Here is a 22,500-nt window from a genome sequence, read left to right on the forward strand (position 1 = left end):
TCTGGAACCATGCCCGAGTCCACGCGTGAGCTGACGCATCCGGCGCCGGCCGACTTCGTGCTCACCGACGTCCTGTTCGCGTTGAGCGACCCGTCACGGCTGGCGATCGTCCGGCAGCTCGCCGACGGTCCGGTGGAGACGATCGGCTGTCAGACGCTCGGGGGCGAGATCCCGAAGTCCACCCGCTCGCACTACCTCAAGACACTGCGCGAGGCGGGGGTCATCCGCAACGTCGCGCGCGGCCGGGAACGCCTGATCAGCCTGCGCACCGACGAACTCGAGACCCGCTTCCCAGGCCTCCTCACCACGGTCCTGGCGGCCGCTACCGACATCCACCCGGCCGACGCCCCGCTCACCCCGATCCCATGACGAGCGTTCGCGACGCGACGCCGCCGACGCCACGAACAGCGACAAGCACGATCTCGCCGTGACCGAGGACTACTGGGCGACGCTACCGGCCGACGTCCGCGCCCACCTGAGCTGCCCGATCGTCGACCGGCTGACTCCGATCACGCAGAAGCACACGATCGAGGGCCTTGTCATGGGTGAGGCGTGACGGTCTCGTCCCAGCCTTCCTGGGGGGTCGCGCACGTGCCGCGGAACACGTACTGCGAGGGCAGTTTGCGCTGGTGGCTGGACCAGTCGATCGGCGGACGGCGCTGCTCGGCGGGCACGTAACCGAGGCGGTACACGGCCATCAACTCGAGGTCGTCCGGCACCTCGAGGAGCCTGACGATCTCGTCCCAGCGGCCGGGGACCTCCATCGGGAACGAGACGAACTGGATCCCCATCCCGAGCTCGACGGTGGTCAGCCAGACGTTCTCCATCGCCGCGCCCATGCTGAACACCGAGTAGAACGACGAGAGTTCCCCGGGCCGGTACTCGGCCCGGTCGAGCATCACGCCGAGCAGCAGTGGCGACCCGGCGACCAGTTTGCGGTTCTCCGCGCCCAGATTCTGCGGCACCCGTAACGCGTTCATCAGCTTCTGCCCCCGCGAGGTGAACACCTGGCCGGTGAACGGACGCAACGGTGCGGGCAGCCGGTCGAAGAGCATCCCGTCGCGGCGGCGCTCCATCTCCTCCGTGCTGAACCGGAAGTACGGCTTGTACCGCTCGAAGAACGTGCCGTTGGACATCGCCGTGGTCATGCTCTCGCCGCTGATCCGGGCGATGGCCTCGATCGTCTCCCGTTCCTCCACGATCACGAACCGCCACGGCTGGCTGTTCAGCTGCGACGGAGCCCGCCCGGCGACCTCCATCAACAGCCGCTGGTGCTCCTCGGAGACCGGATCGGGTAGGAACGCGCCGTTCGTCGTCTTGCGGCGACGCAGCACATCGAGGAACTCCATCAGTGACTCCTCCAGGCCAGGGCCAGGGCGGCTCCGAAAGCGGGTGCGGCAGTCCCGGCGAGGACGGCGTGCCGACGGAGCCGTCCCCCGGCGTACGGCAGCGCGGCCAACGGCCCGATCGCCGGTAACAGCGCGAGACCGACAGCCCTACGCTCGACGGCACTCGCAACCAGCGCGGTCACGGTCAGCGACGCGGTTGCCGCGTACAGCGCATGGTGCACCCAGCGAATGCGCCGGTTGTCGACCACACCCACGGCGACGGCGGTCCCGAACGCCACGTTGGCCCCGTATCCCGCGGCCGCCGCGGTGACCAGGCCCCGGGTCGCTCGTCCGTTCACCGCATGTCTGTGCCCGCACCAGCCTGGTCGAAACGAGACGTCAGGGCCACTGACTGCCCGCGCACGGCCCGCTCGGCGAGCACGGCCATCAACGGGGCGCAACCGTAGACCAGCGCTTGCCACGCGAAGCCCAGCGAGAACAGCCCCGTCGCCACGCTCGCCGGCGCGACGAACGGCAACCCGACCGCCACGACGAGGCACCCGACGGCCATGACGATCTCCGACCAGGCGTCCTGCACGAACCGGAACCGGTTCGGCAGCACCCGGAACTTGTTCGTGCGCTGCCACTGCGCCGGACGTCCCAGCAGAACGCCGAAGGCCGCGCTGGACATCGTCGGCTTCACCGCCAGCAGCGCGATGCAGGCACCGAGGAACGTCCCGAACCCGGCGCCGACCGCCGTCCGGAACAGCGTCCACCGCATCACGCGCCGCGCCACCAGTCCGGCTCCCAGCGGGAGCAGCAACGCCGCCGAGACGTCCGGGACGTCGGACCGCAGGAACATCATCGCGACGAGGACCAGGCTGACCGGCAGCGAGAGCACGCCCAGGCCGGTGACCAGCACGACCAGGCCGTAGTGACCGTGGCGAACGCGCTGGGACGGGGTCAGGCGGGACGACGCCCCCAGATACAGCCGGGCGTGGGCCTTGAACTCCTGGCCCGGACCGTAGGTCCAGCGGAATCGCTGCCTCTTGAGCTCGGCCACCGTCTCCGGGATAAGACCCCAGCCGTACGCACGGTCGAGCAGGATCGACGTGTAACCCACGGCGTGGGCCCGGATCGCGAACTCGGAGTCTTCGGTCTGGCACCACTCGGCCCACCCACCGGCGGCGTCGAGCGTCTCCAGCCGGATCAACGACATCGTGCCCACCGTGATGCCGGCCCCGTGCTCGTTGCGTGACCGCATCTCGGTGACCTGCGCCCACTCGTATCCCGTGTTGGCCCAGCGGCCGTACGCGGAGTGCTCGAAGTCGCGGTAGGCGTGCGGGCACTGCACGAAGCCGAGCTCGGGGTCCTCGAACAGTCCGACGGTGTGCCGCAGCCAGCGCGGGTCGACCTGGTAGTCGGCGTCGACGAGCGCGACCAGCGCCGTACGCGGGTCGAGGTGCGGGCGGGCCCAGTTGAGCGCGCCGGCCTTCGCGCCGGTGATGCCCTCGACGTGCAGGAACCGGAAGCGATCGCCGAGCTCGGCGCAGTGCCGTTCGACCGGTCGCCAGAGGTCCTCGTCGCTCGTGTTGTTGTCGATGACGAGCACTTCGACGTTCGGGTAGTCGAGCCGGGCCAGCGCGTCGAGCGTCGCGATGACGACCGGAGGCGGCTCCGCGTGGATCGGCACCTGCACGGTGACCATCGGCGCGTCGTCCGTCGGCTGCCAGTCGGCGAGCGGAGCGAGGCTACGCCGCCAGCGGCGACGCAACCCGACCTCCCAGTTCTCGTAGAGCTGCATCAGACTCGACGGCGTGCGCACGAGGCCCACGGCCGCGACCAGCCACATCAACGCCAGGCTGACGGGATGGAGGTCGAACTCGGCCAGGTGCGCGAGGCCGACGGCCGTTCCCGCCACCGTGCTGACCAGCAGCGTCGCCCACGCGACCGCGCCGGACGTCCGCAGGGCCGGGGCGCGGCGGGCGGCCACGACGCCCAACAGCAGCACCCCCACCGTTGCGGCCGCCACCACCACCGGTCGGTGGCCGGTGATCAGAGCGCCACCGGCACCCACCACGGCGCAGACCCCGGGCACCACTGCGCCGGGCGGTCTCCACCCACGGACCAACTCGACGCTGAGCAGAACAACCGCGCACAGGTGCGCGACGGCCGTCACGACGAAAACGGTCTCCACAGCTCCATTGTGGCCTAAGTGACGGATGTGGCGTTCACACGCCTACGCGTGATCGCGATCCCGAACGCCGTCGCGAGCACGTACATCAGGATCGAGTAGACGGCGGCGGGGATCGCCACCTCGGTGTTGTCCAGGACGCTGAGCGCGATCGTGAGGGCGACCGTCGTGTTGTGGATCCCGACCTCCATCGCACGGCCAGCACCGAGTTGATCGCGGTCAGCGAGATGTTGAGCGCCACGTCGCCGCGGAACAGGTGGCTGAAGAGGTTGGCCGTGGTGCCGCCGGGCGAGGCGGCCAGGAGCATCACGCCCACGGCCAGCAGCGGTTCGACGTCGAACGCGATGACCAGGCCGAATGCGACCACCGGCAGCACCACCACCTGCAGGAGCAGAGCGACGAGCATCGCCCTGGGCGAGCGTGCGACCCGGCGGAAGTCGTCGGTGGTCAGCGAGAGCCCGAGGCCGAACCCGACCTGGTCCGAGCTCGCCGCGCACTGCTACCAGGTGGCGCTGCACGCGGACGAGCTGCAGAACGCGATCTTCGGCGGCGACGACTAGCGCGGTGCCACCGCGAACGTCGTCACGGTCTTGCTGATGACCTGCGGTTCACCGTCGCCGATCAGCTGTAGCGTGCCGCGCGAGGACTGCTGGATCCGGCTCGGGCCGACGGTGAGCGGGCCGGCGAACTCCAGGCGTCGGCCGTCGCCGAGTTCCGCGCCGTCCTGCGCCTGGCTACCGACGGCTTTCCAGCTCGTCCCGGTGCGTTCGTAGACGGTGGCCGTCGTGGCGCGGGTGGGGGTGTCGGGGGGTTCGGCCGTCCCTGGCGCGCAGGGCACCGGTCCCGGGACGTACGCGGCGAACACCCGTCCGCCCGCACCGAACCACAGCCCCGCGACGAACATCGCCGCGGTCGAGGACGGGGGAACCAGCGTGGTCGCCTTCCCGGATCGAAGGTCGATCACGACGACGGACTCGGTGACGTTGCAGCCCGGCGCGGCGCCGCTCACCGAGTACGCCAACTGCGAGCCGTCCGGGCTCACCGTGCCGTTGAGCGGAAGGCCGGTCGGGCCGGCCGGCTGCACGGACGTCGCTTTCGGGCTCGGATCGACGCGGTAGATCGCTTTCGGTGCGCTCGTCGACTCACCGGTGACGAAGTAGAGCGCGTCGCCCGTCGGCGAGCCGGTCAGGAGACTGCGGTAGCTCAAGCCGACGAGGTCGGCCGCTCCCGGTAGCCCGTCGGGGACGAAGGCGTCCGGCTCGCCACCGGACGCCGGATAGGTCGCCGGGCCGTTGATCGAACTCTCCCCGACCAGGTCGGCGCCGAGGAACCTCACCTGGCCGCAGAACAGGGCGCAGTCCCAGTGCTGGACCGAGCTGCCCGTCGCCGCCGCACGGTAGATCCGCGCCTGCGACAGGTCGTTGGGGTTCGACGCCACCCACGCCAGCTCTGTGCCGTCCCCGGACCAGGTCAGGGCCTCGGCCTGCCAGCCACCCGGCAGCGCCGCGACCCGCTTCGTCGTGCCGTCGGAAGCGCGGACGTGCACCGCGGATCCGTCGGCGAACGCGACGCGCGGCACCGCAGGTGGGGGCTCCTCCGGATCCTCGCCGCCACAGGCAGCGACCCCGAGCAGCGCAGCAACCACAAGGATCCTCGAAGCGGCGCGAAGCATCATCACGAAGCCACTGTGGAGTCTGCGTTCGCGCTCGTCCATGCCGCACCGGTGCGGCATGGACGGTGCCCGCGAGGCCTGCCAGACTAGGCCGCGCCTTTCTCGCGCAGCATGGTGATGGCGGCCTGCTGCAGGGGCGAGAAGTACTTGGCCGCGCGGTGAAAAAGCCCGATCCCTTCGACGATCCGCGCGTCGCGGATCGTCACGGCGCGCAGCCGACCCGCGGCGACGTCGTCGGCCACCGTGTAGTGCGGAGCGAAGCACACCCACCCGTTCGCGGCGACGGCCCGCTTCATCGCCTCGGCGTGCCCCAGCCGGATCACGTAGGACACCCGGGGCATTCCGTGGCGGCGGAGCTGGTCGGTCAGGACACGGTCGAACGCCACCCCGCCCGGTACGCCGACGACGTCGAGTTCCGCGATGTCGGACAGGTCGACGGCGTCGGCGTCGGGCGGCCCGTCGGGAGCGCACGCGAGCACCATCGGTTCCTCCCACAGCTTCTCGGCGTGCAACGCTCCGGGCTCGATCTCCTCGGTCCAGGTGGCGACCGCAAAGTCCACTTCCCCCACCTCGACGCTCCGCAGCGCGGCGGCCGGTTCGCTGATGCGGACCGTGATGTCGGCCCCGGCGCGCTCCTTGCGCAACTCGCTGAGCAGCGGCGGAACGAGATAGGTGCCGATCGCCATGCTCGAGGCAACGACGAGCGACCCGGCGGTGCCCGAACTGAGCTGCGCGATGTCCCGCTGCACCTGGACGCTGCCGGCGAGCACCTCGGTGGCCCACGCGTAGAGCCGCAGCCCGGCCTCGGTCAGGGCCAGGCCGCGGCCGTCGCGGACGAACAGTGGCGCGTCGACGGCCTTCTCCAGTGAGCGCAACTGCGCGGACACCCACGGTTGCGCGACGTGGAGCCGTTCCGCGGCCCGCGTGACGCCACCCTCGTCGACAACGGTGCAGAACAGCTCGAGTCGGCGCAGCGGCAGCTGAAGCATAAGAAGGATCGTATCGGTCCATGCCGATACTCGTCATGGTGTTATGCGTTCGCGGTACCTACCGTCAGAACATCACCACGGACGAGGAGGTCTGCGATGAATCCGCTGTTCGGCGGCAACACGCTCAAGCTGGGCCTGTTCTGCACCAACGGATCCGGCGCGTCCCAGACGCTGGCCCCGGAAGCACACGAGATGTCGTGGGACCTGTCACTGCGGACCGCGCGGGCTGCCGATCGCGCCGGCTTCGAAGCCGTGGTCCCGTTCGCCCGGTGGAAGGGTTACCCGGAGAACCGTCCCGAGCACCGGTCCGGGCGGGTGCTGGAGCCGTTCACCTGGGCGGCCGGGATCGCCGCCGCCACCGAGAACATCGCGGTGTTCGCCACCTCGCACGCGCCGACCATCCACCCGATCGTGGCCGCCAAGCAGGCCGCGACGATCGACCACATCTCCGGCGGCCGGTTCGCGCTGAACGTCGTCGGTGGCTGGAACAAGCCCGAGTTGGAGATGTTCGGCGCTCCGCTACGTGAGCACGACGAGCGCTACGACCACCTCGCGGAGTGGCTCGAGGTGCTCCGCACGTTGTGGGCCGAGACCGACGAGTTCGACTTCCACGGCTCGTTCTTCGACGTCGTCGGGGGTGTGTCGCAGCCCAAGCCGGTGCAGCCCACGATCCCGATCATGAACGCGGGTGGTTCGTCGCGGGGGATGCGGTTCGCGGCCGAGCACGCCGACCTGTGCTTCGTGATCGTGCATTCCGAGGACGAGGCCGCGATCCGCGACCAGATCGGGGCCTACAAGGAGATGGCGCTCGCCGAGTTCGGCCGGGAGGTGCGGGTCTGGACCCACACCGTCGTCGTGCAACGGGACACCGACGCGGAGGCGGAGGCGTTCTACCGGCGGTTCTCGGTCGAGCAGGAGGACGTCGAGAGCGTCGACGCGTGGATGCGGCTGCAGGGGGCGAACACGCAGCTGATGCCGCCGGAGGTCATGGCCGCGATGCGTCAGCGGTTCGCCGCCGGGGCCGGGGGCTTTCCGCTGGTCGGCACCGCCGACACGATTGCGGAGCGGCTCGGGGTTCTCAGCGGCGCCGGGATCGACGGAGCCCTCCTGACCTGGGTGGACTACGACACCGGCCTCGCCGACTTCACCACCGGCGTGCTCCCCCTCCTGGAAAAAGCGGGCCTCCGCGAGCCGGCTCCGCAGGCGGCGGTGGCCGGATGAGGCTCGCCCGTTTTCGGCTCGCCTCGGGTGAGCGGGGATTCGGTGTCGTGGAGGGCGACGTGGTCGCCCGGGTCGACCACCGGATCGCCTCGTTCGACGAGGTTCTCACCGAGCCGCCGACCGTGAATGCCGACGACCCCCGCGTCCCGACGAGCGAGCTCGCCTGGGAACCCCCGATCGGCGACCACCCCAAGATCGTCTGCGTCGGCTTCAACTACGCCGACCACGCCACGGAGGCGGGCCGCCCCGGCGCCACCCCGACCCTGTTCACCCGCTTCCCCGACTCGTTCGTCGGCGCGGGCACCCCGGTCGTCCGCCCCGCCGACGAGGACTCCCTCGACTGGGAAGGCGAAGCCGCCCTCGTCATCGGCAAGCCAGGCCGACGAATCGCCCCGGACGCCGCGTGGGACCACGTCGCCGGCGTCACCTGCGTCGCGGAGAACAGCGTCCGCACCTGGCAGCTGCACTCCCCGCAGGCCACCGCGGGCAAGAACGTCCACCGCAGCGGCGCCGTAGGCCCGTGGGTGACCACCCGCGACGAGATCGGCACCGCCCCGCTCCGCGTCACGACCCGACTGAACGGCGAGACCGTACAGGACGACACCACCGACCGGCTCACGTTCTCCTTCAGCCACCTGATCGCTTACGTCAGCTCGTTCACACCGTTACGCGCCGGGGACCTGATCGCGACCGGCACTCCGAAGGGCATCGGGTTCCGCATGGACCCGCCCCGGTTCCTGCGCCCCGGCGACGAGATCGAGGTCGAGGTCTCGGGCGTCGGAGTGCTGCGCCACGGCGTCACCGGGGAGGTGCTCGCATGAGGTTCTGGACCGAGGACGACGTCCGCAACGGGCCGACGCTCCCGCAGGTGATCGACTCCCTGGAACAGGTGCTCACTCACGAGGCCCACGGCACCGCGTGGAACGTCGACAAGACGATGACCACCTGGCCGGGCAGCGCAAGCGCACACGCCCTGGGCGCCGTCGACCGAGACACCGACCTGGTGATCTTCAAAACCTGGGTGAACACGCCCGCCGGGGCCAGCGCGCTGATGTCGCTGTTCTCCGCCGCCGACGGGGCCGCGATCGGCGTCGCCGAGGCGGGCGCGGCCGGTTCGCTCCGGACGGCGGCGGCGTCCGGGCTCGCGACCCGCTGGATGGCGGCCGAGGACGCCGACGAGCTCGCCGTGCTCGGCGCCGGTCGGCAGGCGAGGCGCCAGGTCGAGGCGGTCGCCGCAGTCCGCCCGCTGCGTCGCGTCCGGCTGTGGAACCGCACCACCGACGCGGCGCACGCGCTCGCCGCGCAGGTCCGCGCGGACCTCGATGTCGAGGTCGTCGTCGCGGACACCGTCGCCCACGCCACGAACGACGTCCCGATCGTCACCCTCATCACCCGCGCGCAGGACCCGTTCCTGCACCTGGAGCACCTCGCAGAAGGCGCCCACCTCAACGCAGTCGGCGCGATCCTCCCCTCCCACGCGGAGTTCGACCCAACCGTGCTCGAACACTCGTCACTCACCGTGGTGGACAGCCTGGAAAACGCCCGCCGCGCCTCCCGTGAGCTCCACGGCTGGGATGCCATCGAAACGCTGGCTGACGTCGTCACCGGGAAAGTCAAGCGACCGGCCGACCCGCGCTGCACCGTCTTCAAGGGCATGGGAATGGGCCTGTCCGATCTGGCGGTCGCCCGCCTTCTCGTAGGAGGCACGCCGTGAAGTACCGCTCCGACCCGTCCCGCATCCGCGGCTCGATCGCCCCACTGATCACCCCGTTCACCGCCGACGGCACCCTCGACCTGGCCTCACTCCGAGGCCTGACCCGCTGGCAACTCGAAGCGGGTTCCCACGGCATCTCGATCGGCGGCTCGACCGGTGAACCGTCCTCCCAGACCGTCGCCGAACGCATCGCGGCGATCCGCGCGGTCGCCGAGGAGGTCGACGACGCCGTCCCGTTCCTGCCCGGCACCGGCTCGGCCAAACTCGACGAGACGCTGGAACTCACCGCCGCAGCTCAGGACGCCGGCGCCGACGCGGCCCTGGTCATCACGCCCTACTACGCCCGGCCGACCCAGGAAGCGCTGTACCAGTGGTACCGCACGATCGCGTCGGAGTTCCCCGACCTGCCGATCGTCATCTACAACGTGCCGTCCCGCACCGCCGTCGACCTGGCCCCGGAGACCGTGGCCCGCCTGTTCCGCGACTGCGAGAACGTCGTCGGCATCAAGGAGACCACAAAGGACTTCGAGCACTTCTCCCGGGTTCTGCACCTGTGCGGCCGCGACCTGCTGGTCTGGTCGGGCATCGAACTGCTCGGCCTCCCGCTGCTGGCCCTGGGCGGTGCCGGGTTCATCTCCGCGGTGAGCAACCTGGCGCCCTCGGCCGTCGCGCGCATGTACGAGGCCTGGGAGGCCGGCGACCACGAGGCCGCCCGCGAGCTGCACTACGGCCTGCACCCGCTGGTCGACCTGCTGTTCGTCGAGACGAACCCCGCGCCGGCGAAGTGGGTGCTGCACCAGCGGGGCCGGCTGGCGTCGGCCCACGTCCGGCCTCCGCTGCTGCCGCTCACCGATGACGGTGTCCCGCGCGTGCGCGCCCTGCTCGGGCAGGTGTCCGATGTCCTTTGACCCGTACGACGCGCAGCTGACCGACCCCGGGATCTGGGACGTCTACGCAGCGGCCCGGCCGGTGGTGCACTCCGACCGTCGCGGTGGGTTCTGGCTACTGACCGATTACGACGACGTCCGCAGCGCACTGCGCGACCCGGCGACGTTCTCCTCGGCCTCCGGGCACCGCATCCCGACCGACGGCACCCAACGCGCGATCCCCATCGACTTCGACCCGCCCCTGCACACGGCCTATCGACGGCTGATGGCCACCGCCTTGACCCCGGCGCGGGTGCGGGAGATGAAGCCGTTCCTGGAACGCACGATCACCGATCTCGTCGGGCGCTTCGCCGCCGCGGGCGGTGGTGACGTCGTCCGTGAGGTCGCGCTCCCCCTGCCGCTGCTCGTCCTGACCGAGCTCGTCGGCTTCGCGCCCGACACGGTGCAGCAGTTCCGGGAGGTCACCGAGCAGATGTGGGGGTTCCTCGCCGGAGGTGGCGATTTCGCCGCCGCCCGCACCCGCATCGACGAGCTCATGCGTCGAGAACTCACTGAGCGTCGGCCCGGATTCGTCACCGAACTCCTCGACGCCGACCTCACCGACGACGAGCGCGTCAGCATCCTCGCCACGTTCGCCGTCGCCGGGCACGAGACCACGATGAACTCGGTGAGCACGCTCGTGCACCTGCTCGTCACGCAGCCGGACCTGCAGGACCGGTTACGCGCCGACCCCGGCCTGGCGCCTCGCGTCGTCGAAGAGATGCTGCGCCACCGCAGCCCCGCCCAGAACTTCGCCCGCCGCACGACCTGCCCGGTGCGCGTGGCCGGCCAGGACATCGCGGAAGGCGACGCGGTTCTGCTGTCCTTCGCCGCGGCCAACCGGGACCCGGCCCGCTTCGGTGACCCGGACCGTTTCGACGTCGATCGCGACACCCGTGGCCACCTGGCGTTCGGCTGGGGCATCCACCAGTGCCTCGGTGCCGCGCTGGCCCGCTCCGAGCTGTCGATCCTGCTCACCGCGCTCACCACCCACCCGCCGATCCGGGCGGCCGGTGACGTCGTCTGGAGCGGTTTGCAGGGCGGCAACCACCTCGGCCCGACCCGGTTGCCCATCCGCTTCGTCCAGGAAGGCTGACGATGACCTACCGCGTGGACATCGACGAGAACCTCTGCAACAGCTACGGCAACTGCGTCGTCGCCGCACCTGAGATCTTCGACCTGGACGACGAGACGAACATCGCGGTCGTCCAGCCGGGTCACCCGGCCGACGACGAGGCTCTCCGTGAGGCTGCAGCCGACTGTCCGGCCCGCGCCATCACCCTGCAGCGGGTCGGACCATGACCACCGACACCCTCCGTACCGCCTTCGGCAGCTACCCCACCGGTGTGGTCGCGGTCTGCGGGATGGTGGCGGGTGAGCGCGTCGGCATGGCGATGAGCACGTTCGTCCCGATCTCCCTCGACCCACCGCTCGTCGGCGTCTGCGTGCAGCGCACCTCGCGCACGTGGCCGCTGCTGCGCACCGCGGAGCGTCTCGGGATCAGCGTCCTGGCCCACCACCACGCGCACGCCGCGCGGGCCCTCGCCGCCCGCGACGGTGACCGGTTCGCCGGGATCGACCTCGAGTTCGGTGACGGCACCGTGCACGTCGCGGGCAGCACCGCGCGACTCGTCTGCACTGTCGAGAACGAGGTCGACGCCGGCGACCACGTCCTGGCCGTGCTGCGCGTGCACACCGCGTCGACGACCACCGGCACCGAACCGCTCGTCTTCCACCGCAGCGCGTTCGTCGAACTGGCGGGCAGCCGCCGATGATGTCCTTCGAACCGCTGACGCCCACCGCGTTCCTCACCCGTGCCGCGGCAGCGCACGCGGACCGCACGGCCGTGGTCGACGGTGATCTCAGGTTCACGTACGAGCAGTTCCACGAACGCAGCGCCCGCCTCGCCGGCGCGCTGGCCCCGCTGGCCGACGGACGGCCGGTCGCAGTGCTGGCCGCGAACACCCACCAGATGCTGGAGGCACACTTCGGGGTGCCGTGGGCGGGCGTGCCACTGGTGACGATCAACACCCGGCTCTCCGCGTCCGAGATCGGCTACATCCTCCGGCACTCCCGCGCGTCGGTGCTGATCCATGATGCGGCGTTCGACGACACCGTGGCCGAACTGCCCGATCTGCCGGTCCGGATCCGCACCGACGACGACTACGAGACCCGCCTCGACGCGGCACGCCCGCTCGCCCGGGGCGTCGACGACGAGCGGGGACTCCTGTCGATCAACTACACCTCCGGGACGACCGGGCGCCCGAAGGGTGTCATGTACCACCACCGCGGCGCCTACCTGCAGGCACTCGCGATGGTCGGGCACACCGGACTGTCGCCGGACAGCGTGCACCTGTGGACCCTGCCGATGTTCCACTGCAACGGCTGGTGCTTCCCGTGGGCCGTCACCGCGGCGGCCGCCACCCACGTCTGCCTGCCGAAGGTCGACCCGGCGATCGCGTGGGACCTCATCCGGACCGAGGGCGTCACCCACCTCGAAGGGGCGCCCACCGTCCTGTCGATGCTCGGGCACGCACCGCAGGCCACACCGCTGCCGCATCCGGTTCGGCTGGCGACGGGCGGCGCCCCGCCGACGCCGACGATCCTGCGGCACATGGAGGGTCTCGGCTTCGACGTGACCCACCTCTACGGCCTCACCGAGACCTACGGGCCGGCCATGATCTGCGACTGGCGTCCGGAGTGGAATTCGGCCGACGCCGACACGCGCGCCCGGCTCAAGGCCCGCCAGGGCGTCGGCAACCTGATCGCGTGCACTCCCCGCGTCGTGCGCACGGACGGCTCGGACGTACCCGCCGACGGGACGACCGTCGGTGAGATCGCGCTGCGCGGCAACAATCTCATGCTGGGCTATCTCGACGACCCCGAGGCGACGGCGGCTGCGGCACCGGACGGCTGGTTCCGCACCGGCGACCTCGGCGTGATCCACCCCGACGGGTACGTCGAACTGCGCGACCGCAGCAAGGACGTGATCATCTCGGGCGGGGAGAACATCGCCTCCGTCGAGGTCGAGCAGGTCATCGCCGAGCATCCGGCGGTCCTCGAGGTCGCCGTCGTCGCCGCACCCGACGAGCGCTGGGGCGAGGTGCCCGCCGCCTACGTCGCACTGCACGCCGGTGCGACGGCCAGTGCCGACGACATCATCGAGCACGTCAAGGCCCGGATCGCGCGCTTCAAGGCCCCCCGCTCGGTGGTCTTCGGTGAGCTGCCCAAGACGTCCACCGGAAAAGTCCAGAAGTACCTCCTCCGGAAGGAATCCCATGACCGCCCTTGACCACCCGGTCGCCCTGGACGCACGAGCCCAAATCGTCGATGCCTCCGGCGAGGGTCCCGTCCGGCCCACGCCGTGGGCGCCGCTGCGGGTGACCGCCGCCGAGATCCGCGCCGCCATCGACCAGATCTCCGCCGGTCCCGCGCCCGTGGACGGCCGCCGGGCCGCGCTGCTGGTGCACCCCGAGTCGACGAGCGGGCGCAGCTTCGCGCCGGGCGTCGAGGTCGCGGTGGAGGTCCTGCTGCCCGGCGAGTCGACGACGCCGCTGCGTCGCAATTCGAGCCTCGTCCAGATCGGTGTGGCCGGGGCCGGCCGGGTCCACGTGGCCGACGCGGCGGTCGAGATGGTGCGGAACGACGTCGTGACCGTGCCGTCGATGAAACCGCACCGGTTCGTCAACACAGGGGACGAGCCGTGGATCCGGCTGGCGTACTCCAACGCGCCGCTGCTGGCCCACCTGGGGACGCTGTACTCCGAGGTTCTCCCGCCCGACTGGACCCCCGGCACCGTCGGCGACGGCCCGATCGACATGGACGAACCCGATGCCGTGGCCGACCGGGGCAGCGCCCCGGACCACGAGGTGTCACCCACCGGCGCCCGGCTGCGCGGCTACGAGTACCTCGTCGACATCGAGCCCGTCCCGAACCGCCTGCGGCACTGGCCGTACCGGACGATCTCCGGTCTCATGTCGCAGTCCACCGGCGACGGCAAGCGCACGATCATGGCGCTCTACAACCCGGCGACCGAACGCAGGCAGGGCGCCACCGGCAGCTTCTTCGTCACGCTGTCGCAGATCCCGCACGGTCACCGGCCCCGGCCGGAGGGGCCCGGGCACCGCCACAGCTCGGTGGCGATCAACTACCACGTCGAGGGCGTCGGCTACTCCGTCGTCGACGGCCAGCGGATCGACTTCGGCCCCGGCGACCTGCTGCTGTCGGCCCCGTCGTGGCGGGAGCACGCACACTACCCCAGCGAGACCGGCCTGACCGTGTTCACCGTCCAGGACCACCCCCAGCACATCGGCCTGGAGTCGCTCATCTGGCAGGAAGACCTGACCGGCCCCATCCTCGCCCTGGGTCTCGAACGAGGCCAAACCGGCTACGTAGCCCCCCGCAACTGGGACAAACCCTGACGCCTCCCACCGGTTCGCCGGGAACCGACATCTGGCCGTGCTGCGTCCAAGAAGGATGAGACTCCTCCGGATCGCGGTCGCAGCCGTCCTCCTGTTCGTCGTCGTCGGCTGCGCCGACCGGAGCTCGTCCGTGACGCCGCACAACAGCGCCGGGCCGATCTCGCTGATCGGCTCGTGGACGGTGGCCGGCACCGACGACGTTCTGCGGATCGCCCCGAACAGGCAGTTGTCCCTGTGGCGCACGTGCGGCACGCTCACCGGTAGCTGGGCCGCGAGCCAAGACCTGTTCATCGGAGACGTGCACGGCGGCAGCGCGCCGTGTGGATCGCCGGTCACGCCCGGCTGGCTGCAGGCGGCGAACGGTTATCGATCGTCCGGCGAGAACCTCGAGTTCCTCGACCGGTCCGGAGAATTGGTGGCCCGGCTGATTTCGGGCGGCACACCGAAGGTCGGGCCGAACGTCGCCGCGTCCGAGGCCGACCCCCCGGTGATCACCGCCAAGGACCGGACCGAGCTCGCACGGGTCCCGCGCCGACCGGCCACGCTGACCCCCGTCGAGTCGACGGCCATCGTCGGCCGATGGGCACCGGCCACCCCGGCCGGGAAGGCCTTCGTCGAATTCACGAATGACGGCACCTGGACGGGCTCGGACGGCTGCAATGCCCACGGCGGTCGCTGGGCAGCCACCCCGACGTCGATGCTGGCCACCACCGGAATGAGCACGCTGATCGGCTGCGACGGCCCACCGGTGGCCAGGTGGCTTTCCCATACGGCGATCGCCGGCCTGGACGACGACGCGCTGGTGCTCCTCGACGCGACCGGCGCCGAACTAACGCGCCTCACGAGGAGCTAGCGCGAACGACTGGCCGGCCATCACCCGCAGCAGATCCAGCTTGCCGGCGTCGGGCGAGCCCGCCGCCGCGGTGTACGTGACGATGCGCAGGTCAGCGCCGGGAACCGTGAGCACGTCGCAGTCCACCGTGATGTCGCCGACGTCCGGATGGCCGATCGTCTTCTCGTCGCTGGCCAGCGATGCGGTGCCCACCGTCGTCCACAGCTTTTCGAACTCCGGCGACGACTTCCGGAAGCCGGCCACCAGCGCCGCCAGCCGGAGGTCCGCCGGGTACCGGGCCGTGGTCTCTTTGAGGTCGGCGACGATCGTGGCCGCGAATGCGTCCGGCCCGGCCGTCGATCGCAGCGGCCGGATGTAGCCGGCCGCCGGTCCGGTGCCGAACAGCATGTGCCCGATGGTGCGCTCCTCCGGAGGGAGGACGGCCGGGTCACCGTGCAGCGCGGTCCACATGTCGTTCCACCAGAGCAGGCTCCAGTCGGCGGCGAAGATCCCGATCGGTACGTCGCCGAGCCGGGACGCGAGCCGCTGGACGCCCGGCGGCACGTGGCCGTCGATCATGCCGTCCTGCGGAGGCAGCAGCCCCGCGGCGCGGTAGAGCTGGTCGCGCTCGGCGCGCCGCAGGTGCAGAGCGCGGGTGATCGCGGCCACCACCTGCGCCGACGGGTTCGTAGCGCGGCCCTGCTCGAGGCGCAGCACGTACTCGACCGACAGGCCGGCGAGGTCCGCCAACTCCTCGCGCCGCAGGCCGGGCGCGCGACGCTTGGTCGTCCGGGGGAAACCGGCGTCCGCCGGGTCGAGCCGATCCCGCCATTGCCGCACCAACGCACCGAAACTCACCACCCCATGATTCCAGCCTGTGTACCGCTGGTACCAGGGCTGAGCAGGTGGCTGGTTGCTCTGCGGCCCGCGCCGGAAGCTGGTCACATGCTCATCAACAGCACCGACACGACCGTTCCGATCACCGTCTTCGCCCGGACGTCCGCGGCCCCCGCCGACGCGTTCCGGATCATCGCTCCGATCGACCTGAGCAAGGTCTTCATCGCCGACCGGCTGTTCCCCGGGATCGCCGAGGTGACGGGGCAGACCGATTCGTGGGACCACCCCGGGGTCTCTCGGCATCCGCGGTTCACCGACGGCTCGACGGTCACCGAGTCGCTCACCGAGTACGTCGAGGGCCACGGCTTCGCGTACGAGCTGACCGGCTTCACCAACGCCCTGGCCGCGCTCGCTGTCGGCGTCCGCGGCGAGTTCTCGTTCCTGCCCGACGGCACCGGCACGAATGTCCGCTGGACCTACGAGTTCAAGCCGCGCCCCGGACGCCGCCTGGTCATCGCCGGCCCGTTCCGCCCGCTCTGGCAGCGCTACATGCAGGCCGCTCTGAACCGCATGGTCGCCATCGCGGAAGACGACCGTCAGTCCGCCGGGTGACCACCCGGAGCCCCGAAGATCTGGTCGTAGCCGTTGGCGTCGTCGTAAAGATGGGTGAAACCGGTCCGCTCGTAGAGGCGGCGGGCCGCGCTCCCACGGTCGATCGCGAGCCGGAACGGCCGCTCGTCGGCGTGTGTGCTCAGCACGTGCCGGAGCACCTGGCCACCCGTACCGCGCCCCTGGGCGGCGGCGTCGAGATAAACGTGCTCGATCCACTGCGCGTCTGCTTCGGCGCGCACGGCGATCGAGCCCACCGGCTCTCCGTCCACCTCGATGACCTGGGTGTTGGCGGGCACGAACGAATCCAGGAACCGGAGGGTCCAGGCTCCGCTCACGGACTCAGTATGACGCGGTCCGCTGACGATCTTCTCCTTCCGCAGTGCGGAAGGAGACGCCCTCGCGGACGGAGCCGCTCGCACACTGGCAACCCAGCCGGGCTGACCGAGTGGAGGGCTGACGATGACGTCAATCGTGCGCAATCAGTGGTACGTGGCCGCCTATGGCCGGGAGATCGGCCGGGACCTGTTCTCCCGCACGATCTGCGGGGAGTCGATCCTGTTCTGGCGTACCGAGGACGGCGCGGTGACAGCGATGTCCGACCGGTGCGTGCACCGGCGGTTCCCGCTCTCGCAGGCTCCCAGCCACCTGGTCGGTGACACCGTGGTGTGCGGTTACCACGGGTTCACGTACGGGTCCGACGGGAAGTGCGTCGCCGTGCCCGGCCAGACCCGGGTGCCTCGCACCGCGCGGCTGCGGTCGTATCCGATCGTCGAGCAGGACTCGTTCGTCTGGGTGTTCATCGGAGACCCGACGCTGGCGGAGTCCACCCGGATTCCTCGCGCTCCATGGCTGGACCTCGATGGTTGGACTGCCGTGTCCGGGATGGAGCCGTTGGCCGCCCGCGCGAGCCTGCTCGTCGACAACCTGCTCGACCTGTCGCACGAGACGTACCTGCACGGTGGGTACATCGGCACGCCCGAGGTCGCCGAGACGCCAATCACCACCGAGGTCGACGAGGACGCCGGGGTCGTCTACGTGTCCCGGCGCATGGCGGACGCCGCCTGCCCGCCGTTCTACGCGAAGTCCACGGGTATCACCGGGCGGATCACCCGGTGGCAGGACATCGAGTACACGCCGCCGTGCCTGTACAAGCTGCACTCGCGCATCGCGCCGGCCGGGGTGCTGCCGAACGAGGACGGCACCGACCCGGACGCGTTCCACGTCGAGGTCGTGTACGCGATCACGCCGGAGACCGAGCACTCGACGCACGACTTCTGGGCGGTCGCGCGGGACTTCGCGCTGGATGACCAGGGCGTCTCGGACTTCCTCGCCGAGAACAACCGCACTGTCGTGCTCCAGGACGTGGCCGCGCTCGACGTTCTCGAGCGGGTCATCGCCACCGAGCCCGACGGCTACCAGGAACTCTCGATCAACATCGACACCGGCGGCCTGGCCGCCCGCCGAATGCTCACCAACCTCGCGGCTGGTGTCACCACGGATTCGGTGAGCCGATGAGCGAGCGGGTTCTGCGGGTCGAGTGGATTCCGGGGACTGACCGGCTGTCCGGGCGGTGCCACTGCGGTGCCGAGTCCGAGGCCGACGACCCGGTCGTGATGTGGGAGTGGCTGCTCGCGCACCCCGACCACCCCTCCGGTGGCCCCGGCGAAACGCCCGCACCGCCGGCGCCACCCCCGGCCCACGTCGTCACCGACCCCGCGAGCATCCGCGGACGCGTCCCCGTCCTCGCGTGAGGAGCACTCCCGTGCCCAAAACCGACCTCCGGCTCCGCGTCGACCGGCGCGAGGCCGTGGCCGACGGCGTCATCAGCCTGGACTTGCGCGCCCCCGACGGCGGGAACCTCCCACCGTGGGAACCCGGCGCACACATCGACCTGAACCTCGGCCCGGACCTCGTCCGCCAGTACTCCCTGTGCGGCGACCCCGCAGACCCCTCCGTCTGGCGCATCGCGATCCTCCGCGAGCTTGACAGCCGCGGCGGCTCGCAATACGTCCACGACAAGCTGCACGAAGGCGCAACTGTCGACGTCCGCGGCCCCCGCAACCACTTCCCGCTCGAACCCGCGGAGAAGTACATCTTCATCGCTGGCGGCATCGGCATCACACCGATACTGCCGATGCTCGCCGCAGCAACAGCAGCCGGCGCCGACTGGGAACTGCACTACGGCGGCCGCTCCCACGCCTCGATGGCGTTCCGCGACGAACTCACCGGCCCCCAGGTGCACCTCCAGGAAGGCCTCCTCGACCTCACCACCATCCTGGGTGAACATGCCCTGATCTACTGCTGCGGCCCCGAGCCGCTCCTCAGCGCCGTCGAGCAGCTCGTCCCGGCCGAGGCGCTGCGCCTCGAACGCTTCACACCCAAAGCCCAGGGCGACGTCGTCCGCCACGAATCGTTCGAGGTGGAGCTCACCCAGAGCGGAATCACACTCACCGTGCCGACCGACCGCTCGATCCTCGAGGTCGTCGAAGCAGCAGGCGTCACCGTGCTCTCCTCCTGCCAGGAGGGCACCTGCGGCACCTGCGAAACCGCGGTCCTGTCCGGCGAGGTCGACCACCGCGACAGCCTCCTCACCGACGACGAGCAGGCCGCCAACGACACCATGTTCATCTGCGTCTCCCGCGCCGCGTGCCCGCGGCTGGTCCTGGAGCTCTGACGAGCCACTACGCTGACGTCGTGGACCCGGCCCCACGACGCAGTGAGTCCGGCCTGGCCATCCGCCGGGCCACGCACCTACTCGCGGCCTTCACCCCCGACCGGCCCGCGATGAGCCTCACCCAGCTGGCCCAACGCACCGGCCTTCCCCTCACGACCGCGCACCGGCTCCTCGGCGTCCTCGTCGACTGCGGTCTGCTCGAACGCGACGAGGACGGCCTCTTCCACGTGGGCCTGCGGCTGTGGGAGATCGCGTCGCTGGCGCCGCGCGGCCTCGGGCTCCGCGAAGTGGCGCTGCCGTTCATGGAGGACCTCTACGCGGTGACGCACGAGAACGTGCAGCTGGGGATCCGCGACGGGCTGGAATCGGTCTTCGTCGAACGGATCGCCGGTCGCACCGCGGTTCCGGTCCTCACCCGGGTCGGTGGCCGCTTCCCGCTGCACCCGACCGGCATCGGCCGCGTTCTGCTCGCCCACGCTCCGGTCGACGTCCAGGACGAGGTGCTGGCCGCCCCGTTGCAGTCGTTCACTCCACGGACGATCACGGACCCCGCGGCGCTGCGGCGGATCCTGAGCGACGTCCGGTCACACGGCTATGCGGTCAACGACCGGCAGGTGACGATGGACTCCCTCTCGGTGGCCGCACCGATCCACGCCACCGACGGCAGCGTCGTCGCCGCGCTCTCCATCGTCGTACCGGCCGGGATCGCCCACCCCGCGGCACTCGCCCCCATGGTGCAGACCGCCGCACGAGGCATCTCCCGCTCCCTGCGCCAGTTCGCGAAGTAGGGCGCAGGATGCCGGGTATGGACGAGGTTGAAGTGGTCGTCGCCCACAGCCAGCGCGCGACCCTGCGCGTCGGCAACGTGTTCCTGAAGATCGACGTCGACCCGGCGCACGCTGCCACCGAAGCGCGGGCGATGGCCATGGCTCCGATACCGACCCCGGCGATCCTCTGGCGCGAGCCGCCCGTGCTTGCCATCGCCGCAGTACCCGGCACGGCGCTCGGCGTCCTCGGCGAACCGTCCGCCGCGTCACCAGCCGCGTGGGCCGCTGCGGGTGCCGCCGTCCGGCGGCTCCACGATGCGCCGTTGCCGCCGTGGCCGGGGCGCCGGCTCGACGACGTGGCGGCGGAGCTCGACAGCGAGTGCGCGTGGCTGCTCGCCAACGCCGTACTGCCCGCCGAGGTGATCCGGCGCAACCGCGAGATCGCCGAGACCGCGCTGCGGCCGTGGAAATCGGTGTTCATCCACGGCGACCTGCAGATCACCCACGTCTTCGTCGACGGCGACGAGGTCACCGGCGTCATCGACTGGTCCGAGGCCGCCCCCGGTGATGCCATGTACGACCTCGCCATCCTGACGCTCGGGCACGAGGAACGGTTGGACGATCTGCTCGCCGGTTACGGCGACGACGCGGACCGGGAGGTGATCCGCGCCTGGTGGTCGCTCCGCAGCCTGGTGGCGTCGCGTTGGCTGATCGAGCACGGCTTCGATCCGGACGCCCCGGGATGCGAGTTCGACGTGCTCAGGGCCGGGTCACGCCAGTGAGGCGTTGGTCCAGGAGAGGCGGCCGGCGTTGGTGAGGGTCTTGTTGAGGACGACGAAGGCGGCGCTGTACGCGTGCCAGCCCTCGCGGCCCGGGTAGCGGTCCTCGTCGTCGTTGAGCACGATCTGACCACCGGGCATGACCCCGGTCCGGTCCTGCATCGCCTTGGCCGCGCGGCCGTGGACCGAGTCCCAGTGCGTCGCGCTGACCGGGATCGCGTCCGACGTGCCGATGTGCGTCTCGACCAGGGAGTCCCACAGCCAGAAGCCGGTGTGCCGGGCAGTCCCCCAGTCCTTGCCGTCCGGGAAGTACAGCGAAGGACTGGCGGTGTCCTTGTACATCGGCTTGGCCGGGCTGACAGTGCCCGGATAGACGACCGTCCGCATCGCGCCGTAGATCTTCGCGCTGTTCCACCGCACCCACTCGGGGGTCGGCTCGTCGGCCAGCGAGTGGTGCAGCGACATTCCGAGGCGCATGGCGTCGGACTGCATGTAGTCGGGATTGCGTTTCCCGTGGTTGGTGATCACGTACCGCTCGGACCAGTTGTAGCCGGGCTTCCCTACCGCGCCGACCGTCCAGTGGTTCGGACTGTCGCCGTTGATGTCCGTGGTCGTGTCCCAGAGGTCGTTCCGCGACATCGCACCGACGATCCCGAACTGCGCGGCCTTCTTCCGCCAGGCGGCGGCGCGCGGGTGCCCCGGCATCATCGTGGCGGCGAGGTCGAGGACTGTCGCCTGCCACATGTCCTCCTCGGCCGCGCTGTCGCCGGCCCGGATCCCCGTCCGGTAGACGCCGCTGAACGGCTGGTCGGCGCCGGTCGAGTCGCGCCAGATCTCCGGCCGGTTGCGGTTCAGCTGCAGGTCCGCCTCGTACTCGAGGACGGCGCCGACGGCCTCCCGGTCCCAGGCGTTGGTCAGCTGCCTGTTCCAGAGCAGCCACGCCGCCAGGCCGAGCGAGTACGCCCAGTAGGCGGACTGCCAGTTGCCACCCCACATTGCTCCGCCCGCTCCGTACGTGACGTGCTTCCGGGCCACCCCGACCACGAGCCGCGCCGCGCGGTTGCGCACGTCACCGATGTTGAGCGAGATCGCCGACGGCAGGTAGCCGCCCCAGTCGGCGCACACCGCCATCGTGATCGCGGCGTTGCACGCCTCGCGGACCGTGATCTCCATGTCGAATGCCGTCGTCCACGTGATGGTCGGGATGCCGGTGGCGGCATAGCGGTTCTTCGTCTTCCACCAGTAGGTGGAGAAGTAGTACGACGACTTGCTCACCATGCTGCGGCAGCGGACGTCGGAGATCGCGGGCGCGAACGCCACCGGTGGCACGACGTAGGTGTAGGCGGGTGCCGCCGCCGTGCGGTGGGTCGCGACCGACCGCTGACGCGGAATCAGCACCGTCGGTAGCTGTGGATTCGACTGCGTCATGAAGGGGCTCCCCGTAAGCCGTGTGGTGTGCCCGTGAGTGTCGGCCGGGAAGAAGTCCAATTCCCACGTTCCGTCGCCACCACGACTACACGGAGAAGTAATACCG

At 70.6% G+C, this 22,500-nt stretch carries 25 protein-coding genes and 2 pseudogenes; 18 read left to right on the forward strand and 9 right to left on the reverse strand.

Annotated features, from left to right (window positions below; translation table 11 throughout):
• The first annotated feature begins 9 nt into the window (after positions 1-9).
• Positions 10-369: an ArsR/SmtB family transcription factor gene (locus ACGFY5_RS14545; RefSeq protein WP_392720093.1), complete on the forward strand. Its 360-nt coding sequence runs from the start codon at positions 10-12 to the stop codon at positions 367-369.
• A gap of 16 nt (positions 370-385) precedes the next feature.
• Positions 386-556 (forward strand): annotated as a pseudogene (locus ACGFY5_RS14550) (phytanoyl-CoA dioxygenase); the annotation flags it as partial.
• Here ACGFY5_RS14550 and ACGFY5_RS14555 read toward each other — a convergent pair.
• The 6 genes and pseudogenes from ACGFY5_RS14555 to ACGFY5_RS14580 form a co-directional block, all read right to left on the reverse strand.
• On the reverse strand, positions 540-1,349 hold the full coding sequence (locus tag ACGFY5_RS14555) for a nitroreductase family protein (protein ID WP_392720094.1): 810 nt from the start codon (positions 1,347-1,349) through the stop codon (positions 540-542). The pseudogene ACGFY5_RS14550 and the gene ACGFY5_RS14555 overlap by 17 nt on opposite strands.
• On the reverse strand, positions 1,349-1,687 hold the full coding sequence (locus ACGFY5_RS14560) for a hypothetical protein (RefSeq protein WP_392720095.1): 339 nt from the start codon (positions 1,685-1,687) through the stop codon (positions 1,349-1,351). The genes ACGFY5_RS14555 and ACGFY5_RS14560 overlap by 1 nt, the downstream gene beginning before the upstream one ends.
• Positions 1,684-3,525 carry a glycosyltransferase gene (locus tag ACGFY5_RS14565; protein WP_392720096.1) on the reverse strand — a complete coding sequence of 614 codons (1,842 nt, stop codon included), beginning with the start codon at positions 3,523-3,525 and terminating at the stop codon, positions 1,684-1,686. The genes ACGFY5_RS14560 and ACGFY5_RS14565 overlap by 4 nt, the downstream gene beginning before the upstream one ends.
• Before the next feature lie 14 nt (positions 3,526-3,539).
• Positions 3,540-3,991, reverse strand: a pseudogene (locus ACGFY5_RS14570) (bile acid:sodium symporter family protein); the annotation flags it as partial.
• 87 nt (positions 3,992-4,078) lie between these two features.
• Positions 4,079-5,200: a hypothetical protein gene (locus tag ACGFY5_RS14575; protein ID WP_392720097.1), complete on the reverse strand. Its 1,122-nt coding sequence runs from the start codon at positions 5,198-5,200 to the stop codon at positions 4,079-4,081.
• Positions 5,201-5,280: 80 nt separating this feature from the next.
• A complete protein-coding gene (locus ACGFY5_RS14580) occupies positions 5,281-6,183 on the reverse strand; it encodes a LysR family transcriptional regulator (RefSeq protein ID WP_392720098.1) in 903 nt (300 codons plus the stop codon).
• A 96-nt stretch (positions 6,184-6,279) separates the two neighbouring features.
• Between ACGFY5_RS14580 and ACGFY5_RS14585 the strand changes: the two genes are divergently transcribed.
• The 10 genes from ACGFY5_RS14585 to ACGFY5_RS14630 are packed head-to-tail and all read left to right on the forward strand — an operon-like array spanning position 6,280 to position 15,318.
• A complete protein-coding gene (locus ACGFY5_RS14585) occupies positions 6,280-7,404 on the forward strand; it encodes an LLM class flavin-dependent oxidoreductase (protein ID WP_392720100.1) in 1,125 nt (374 codons plus the stop codon).
• Positions 7,401-8,225 (forward strand): fumarylacetoacetate hydrolase family protein, encoded by an 825-nt coding sequence (locus tag ACGFY5_RS14590; protein WP_392720101.1) that lies wholly within the window; start codon positions 7,401-7,403, stop codon positions 8,223-8,225. Before ACGFY5_RS14585 ends, ACGFY5_RS14590 begins: the two co-directional genes overlap by 4 nt.
• Entirely contained in the window at positions 8,222-9,118 is an 897-nt protein-coding gene (locus tag ACGFY5_RS14595; protein ID WP_392720102.1) for an ornithine cyclodeaminase family protein, read from the forward strand. The genes ACGFY5_RS14590 and ACGFY5_RS14595 overlap by 4 nt, the downstream gene beginning before the upstream one ends.
• Positions 9,115-10,026, forward strand: coding sequence for a 4-hydroxy-tetrahydrodipicolinate synthase (gene dapA / locus ACGFY5_RS14600; protein WP_392720103.1), 912 nt, complete (start codon positions 9,115-9,117; stop codon positions 10,024-10,026). Before ACGFY5_RS14595 ends, dapA begins: the two co-directional genes overlap by 4 nt.
• Positions 10,016-11,140 (forward strand): cytochrome P450, encoded by a 1,125-nt coding sequence (locus tag ACGFY5_RS14605; RefSeq protein WP_392720104.1) that lies wholly within the window; start codon positions 10,016-10,018, stop codon positions 11,138-11,140. Before dapA ends, ACGFY5_RS14605 begins: the two co-directional genes overlap by 11 nt.
• Positions 11,141-11,142: 2 nt before the next feature.
• Positions 11,143-11,346, forward strand: coding sequence for a ferredoxin (locus tag ACGFY5_RS14610; protein WP_392720105.1), 204 nt, complete (start codon positions 11,143-11,145; stop codon positions 11,344-11,346).
• Positions 11,343-11,819: a flavin reductase family protein gene (locus ACGFY5_RS14615; RefSeq protein WP_392720107.1), complete on the forward strand. Its 477-nt coding sequence runs from the start codon at positions 11,343-11,345 to the stop codon at positions 11,817-11,819. Before ACGFY5_RS14610 ends, ACGFY5_RS14615 begins: the two co-directional genes overlap by 4 nt.
• Positions 11,816-13,336, forward strand: coding sequence for an AMP-binding protein (locus ACGFY5_RS14620; protein ID WP_392720108.1), 1,521 nt, complete (start codon positions 11,816-11,818; stop codon positions 13,334-13,336). Before ACGFY5_RS14615 ends, ACGFY5_RS14620 begins: the two co-directional genes overlap by 4 nt.
• Positions 13,323-14,465 carry a cupin domain-containing protein gene (locus ACGFY5_RS14625; RefSeq protein ID WP_392720109.1) on the forward strand — a complete coding sequence of 381 codons (1,143 nt, stop codon included), beginning with the start codon at positions 13,323-13,325 and terminating at the stop codon, positions 14,463-14,465. Before ACGFY5_RS14620 ends, ACGFY5_RS14625 begins: the two co-directional genes overlap by 14 nt.
• 55 nt (positions 14,466-14,520) lie before the next feature.
• Positions 14,521-15,318, forward strand: coding sequence for an META domain-containing protein (locus ACGFY5_RS14630; protein WP_392720110.1), 798 nt, complete (start codon positions 14,521-14,523; stop codon positions 15,316-15,318).
• On the opposite strand, the gene ACGFY5_RS14635 is transcribed toward ACGFY5_RS14630, so the two are convergent.
• Positions 15,295-16,155: a helix-turn-helix transcriptional regulator gene (locus ACGFY5_RS14635; protein ID WP_392720111.1), complete on the reverse strand. Its 861-nt coding sequence runs from the start codon at positions 16,153-16,155 to the stop codon at positions 15,295-15,297. The two genes, ACGFY5_RS14630 and ACGFY5_RS14635, sit on opposite strands and share 24 nt — an antisense overlap.
• 87 nt (positions 16,156-16,242) lie before the next feature.
• On the opposite strand from ACGFY5_RS14635, the gene ACGFY5_RS14640 reads away from it, so the two are divergent.
• On the forward strand, positions 16,243-16,746 hold the full coding sequence (locus ACGFY5_RS14640; RefSeq protein ID WP_392720112.1) for an SRPBCC family protein: 504 nt from the start codon (positions 16,243-16,245) through the stop codon (positions 16,744-16,746).
• On the opposite strand, the gene ACGFY5_RS14645 is transcribed toward ACGFY5_RS14640, so the two are convergent.
• Complete coding sequence (locus tag ACGFY5_RS14645) at positions 16,731-17,081, reverse strand: GNAT family N-acetyltransferase (RefSeq protein WP_392720113.1); 351 nt, start codon at positions 17,079-17,081, stop codon at positions 16,731-16,733. The genes ACGFY5_RS14640 and ACGFY5_RS14645 overlap by 16 nt on opposite strands.
• Before the next feature lie 124 nt (positions 17,082-17,205).
• On the opposite strand from ACGFY5_RS14645, the gene ACGFY5_RS14650 reads away from it, so the two are divergent.
• The 5 genes from ACGFY5_RS14650 to ACGFY5_RS14670 are packed head-to-tail and all read left to right on the forward strand — an operon-like array spanning position 17,206 to position 20,969.
• Complete coding sequence (locus tag ACGFY5_RS14650) at positions 17,206-18,261, forward strand: Rieske 2Fe-2S domain-containing protein (protein ID WP_392720114.1); 1,056 nt, start codon at positions 17,206-17,208, stop codon at positions 18,259-18,261.
• A complete protein-coding gene (locus tag ACGFY5_RS14655; RefSeq protein ID WP_392720115.1) occupies positions 18,258-18,497 on the forward strand; it encodes a hypothetical protein in 240 nt (79 codons plus the stop codon). The genes ACGFY5_RS14650 and ACGFY5_RS14655 overlap by 4 nt, the downstream gene beginning before the upstream one ends.
• 11 nt (positions 18,498-18,508) lie before the next feature.
• A complete protein-coding gene (locus tag ACGFY5_RS14660) occupies positions 18,509-19,420 on the forward strand; it encodes a PDR/VanB family oxidoreductase (RefSeq protein WP_392720116.1) in 912 nt (303 codons plus the stop codon).
• Positions 19,421-19,440: 20 nt separating this feature from the next.
• Positions 19,441-20,208: an IclR family transcriptional regulator gene (locus ACGFY5_RS14665; protein WP_392720117.1), complete on the forward strand. Its 768-nt coding sequence runs from the start codon at positions 19,441-19,443 to the stop codon at positions 20,206-20,208.
• 17 nt (positions 20,209-20,225) lie between these two features.
• Positions 20,226-20,969, forward strand: a complete 744-nt coding sequence (locus ACGFY5_RS14670) for a phosphotransferase family protein (RefSeq protein ID WP_392720118.1) — start codon at positions 20,226-20,228, stop codon at positions 20,967-20,969.
• On the opposite strand, the gene ACGFY5_RS14675 is transcribed toward ACGFY5_RS14670, so the two are convergent.
• Complete coding sequence (locus tag ACGFY5_RS14675; RefSeq protein WP_392720119.1) at positions 20,958-22,394, reverse strand: hypothetical protein; 1,437 nt, start codon at positions 22,392-22,394, stop codon at positions 20,958-20,960. The genes ACGFY5_RS14670 and ACGFY5_RS14675 overlap by 12 nt on opposite strands.
• Positions 22,395-22,500: the final 106 nt, after the last annotated feature.

This window comes from Cryptosporangium sp. NPDC048952 (assembly GCF_043197895.1).
In the GTDB taxonomy this organism is placed as follows: domain Bacteria; phylum Actinomycetota; class Actinomycetes; order Mycobacteriales; family Cryptosporangiaceae; genus Cryptosporangium.

Bases quoted from the DNA above. Each gene is read 5' to 3' on its own strand.
- ACGFY5_RS14595 (WP_392720102.1), top strand. From the start codon at position 8,222: ATGAGGTTCTGGACCGAGGACGACGTCCGCAACGGGCCGACGCTCCCG.
- ACGFY5_RS14620 (WP_392720108.1), top strand. From the start codon at position 11,816: ATGATGTCCTTCGAACCGCTGACGCCCACCGCGTTCCTCACCCGTGCC.
- ACGFY5_RS14625 (WP_392720109.1), top strand. From the start codon at position 13,323: ATGACCGCCCTTGACCACCCGGTCGCCCTGGACGCACGAGCCCAAATC.
- ACGFY5_RS14605 (WP_392720104.1), top strand. From the start codon at position 10,016: ATGTCCTTTGACCCGTACGACGCGCAGCTGACCGACCCCGGGATCTGG.
- ACGFY5_RS14630 (WP_392720110.1), top strand. From the start codon at position 14,521: ATGAGACTCCTCCGGATCGCGGTCGCAGCCGTCCTCCTGTTCGTCGTC.
- ACGFY5_RS14670 (WP_392720118.1), top strand. From the start codon at position 20,226: ATGGACGAGGTTGAAGTGGTCGTCGCCCACAGCCAGCGCGCGACCCTG.
- ACGFY5_RS14650 (WP_392720114.1), top strand. From the start codon at position 17,206: ATGACGTCAATCGTGCGCAATCAGTGGTACGTGGCCGCCTATGGCCGG.
- ACGFY5_RS14615 (WP_392720107.1), top strand. From the start codon at position 11,343: ATGACCACCGACACCCTCCGTACCGCCTTCGGCAGCTACCCCACCGGT.
- ACGFY5_RS14555 (WP_392720094.1), bottom strand. From the start codon at position 1,349: ATGGAGTTCCTCGATGTGCTGCGTCGCCGCAAGACGACGAACGGCGCG.
- ACGFY5_RS14580 (WP_392720098.1), bottom strand. From the start codon at position 6,183: ATGCTTCAGCTGCCGCTGCGCCGACTCGAGCTGTTCTGCACCGTTGTC.
- ACGFY5_RS14655 (WP_392720115.1), top strand. From the start codon at position 18,258: ATGAGCGAGCGGGTTCTGCGGGTCGAGTGGATTCCGGGGACTGACCGG.
- ACGFY5_RS14610 (WP_392720105.1), top strand. From the start codon at position 11,143: ATGACCTACCGCGTGGACATCGACGAGAACCTCTGCAACAGCTACGGC.
- ACGFY5_RS14545 (WP_392720093.1), top strand. From the start codon at position 10: ATGCCCGAGTCCACGCGTGAGCTGACGCATCCGGCGCCGGCCGACTTC.
- ACGFY5_RS14675 (WP_392720119.1), bottom strand. From the start codon at position 22,394: ATGACGCAGTCGAATCCACAGCTACCGACGGTGCTGATTCCGCGTCAG.
- ACGFY5_RS14640 (WP_392720112.1), top strand. From the start codon at position 16,243: ATGCTCATCAACAGCACCGACACGACCGTTCCGATCACCGTCTTCGCC.
- ACGFY5_RS14590 (WP_392720101.1), top strand. From the start codon at position 7,401: ATGAGGCTCGCCCGTTTTCGGCTCGCCTCGGGTGAGCGGGGATTCGGT.
- ACGFY5_RS14585 (WP_392720100.1), top strand. From the start codon at position 6,280: ATGAATCCGCTGTTCGGCGGCAACACGCTCAAGCTGGGCCTGTTCTGC.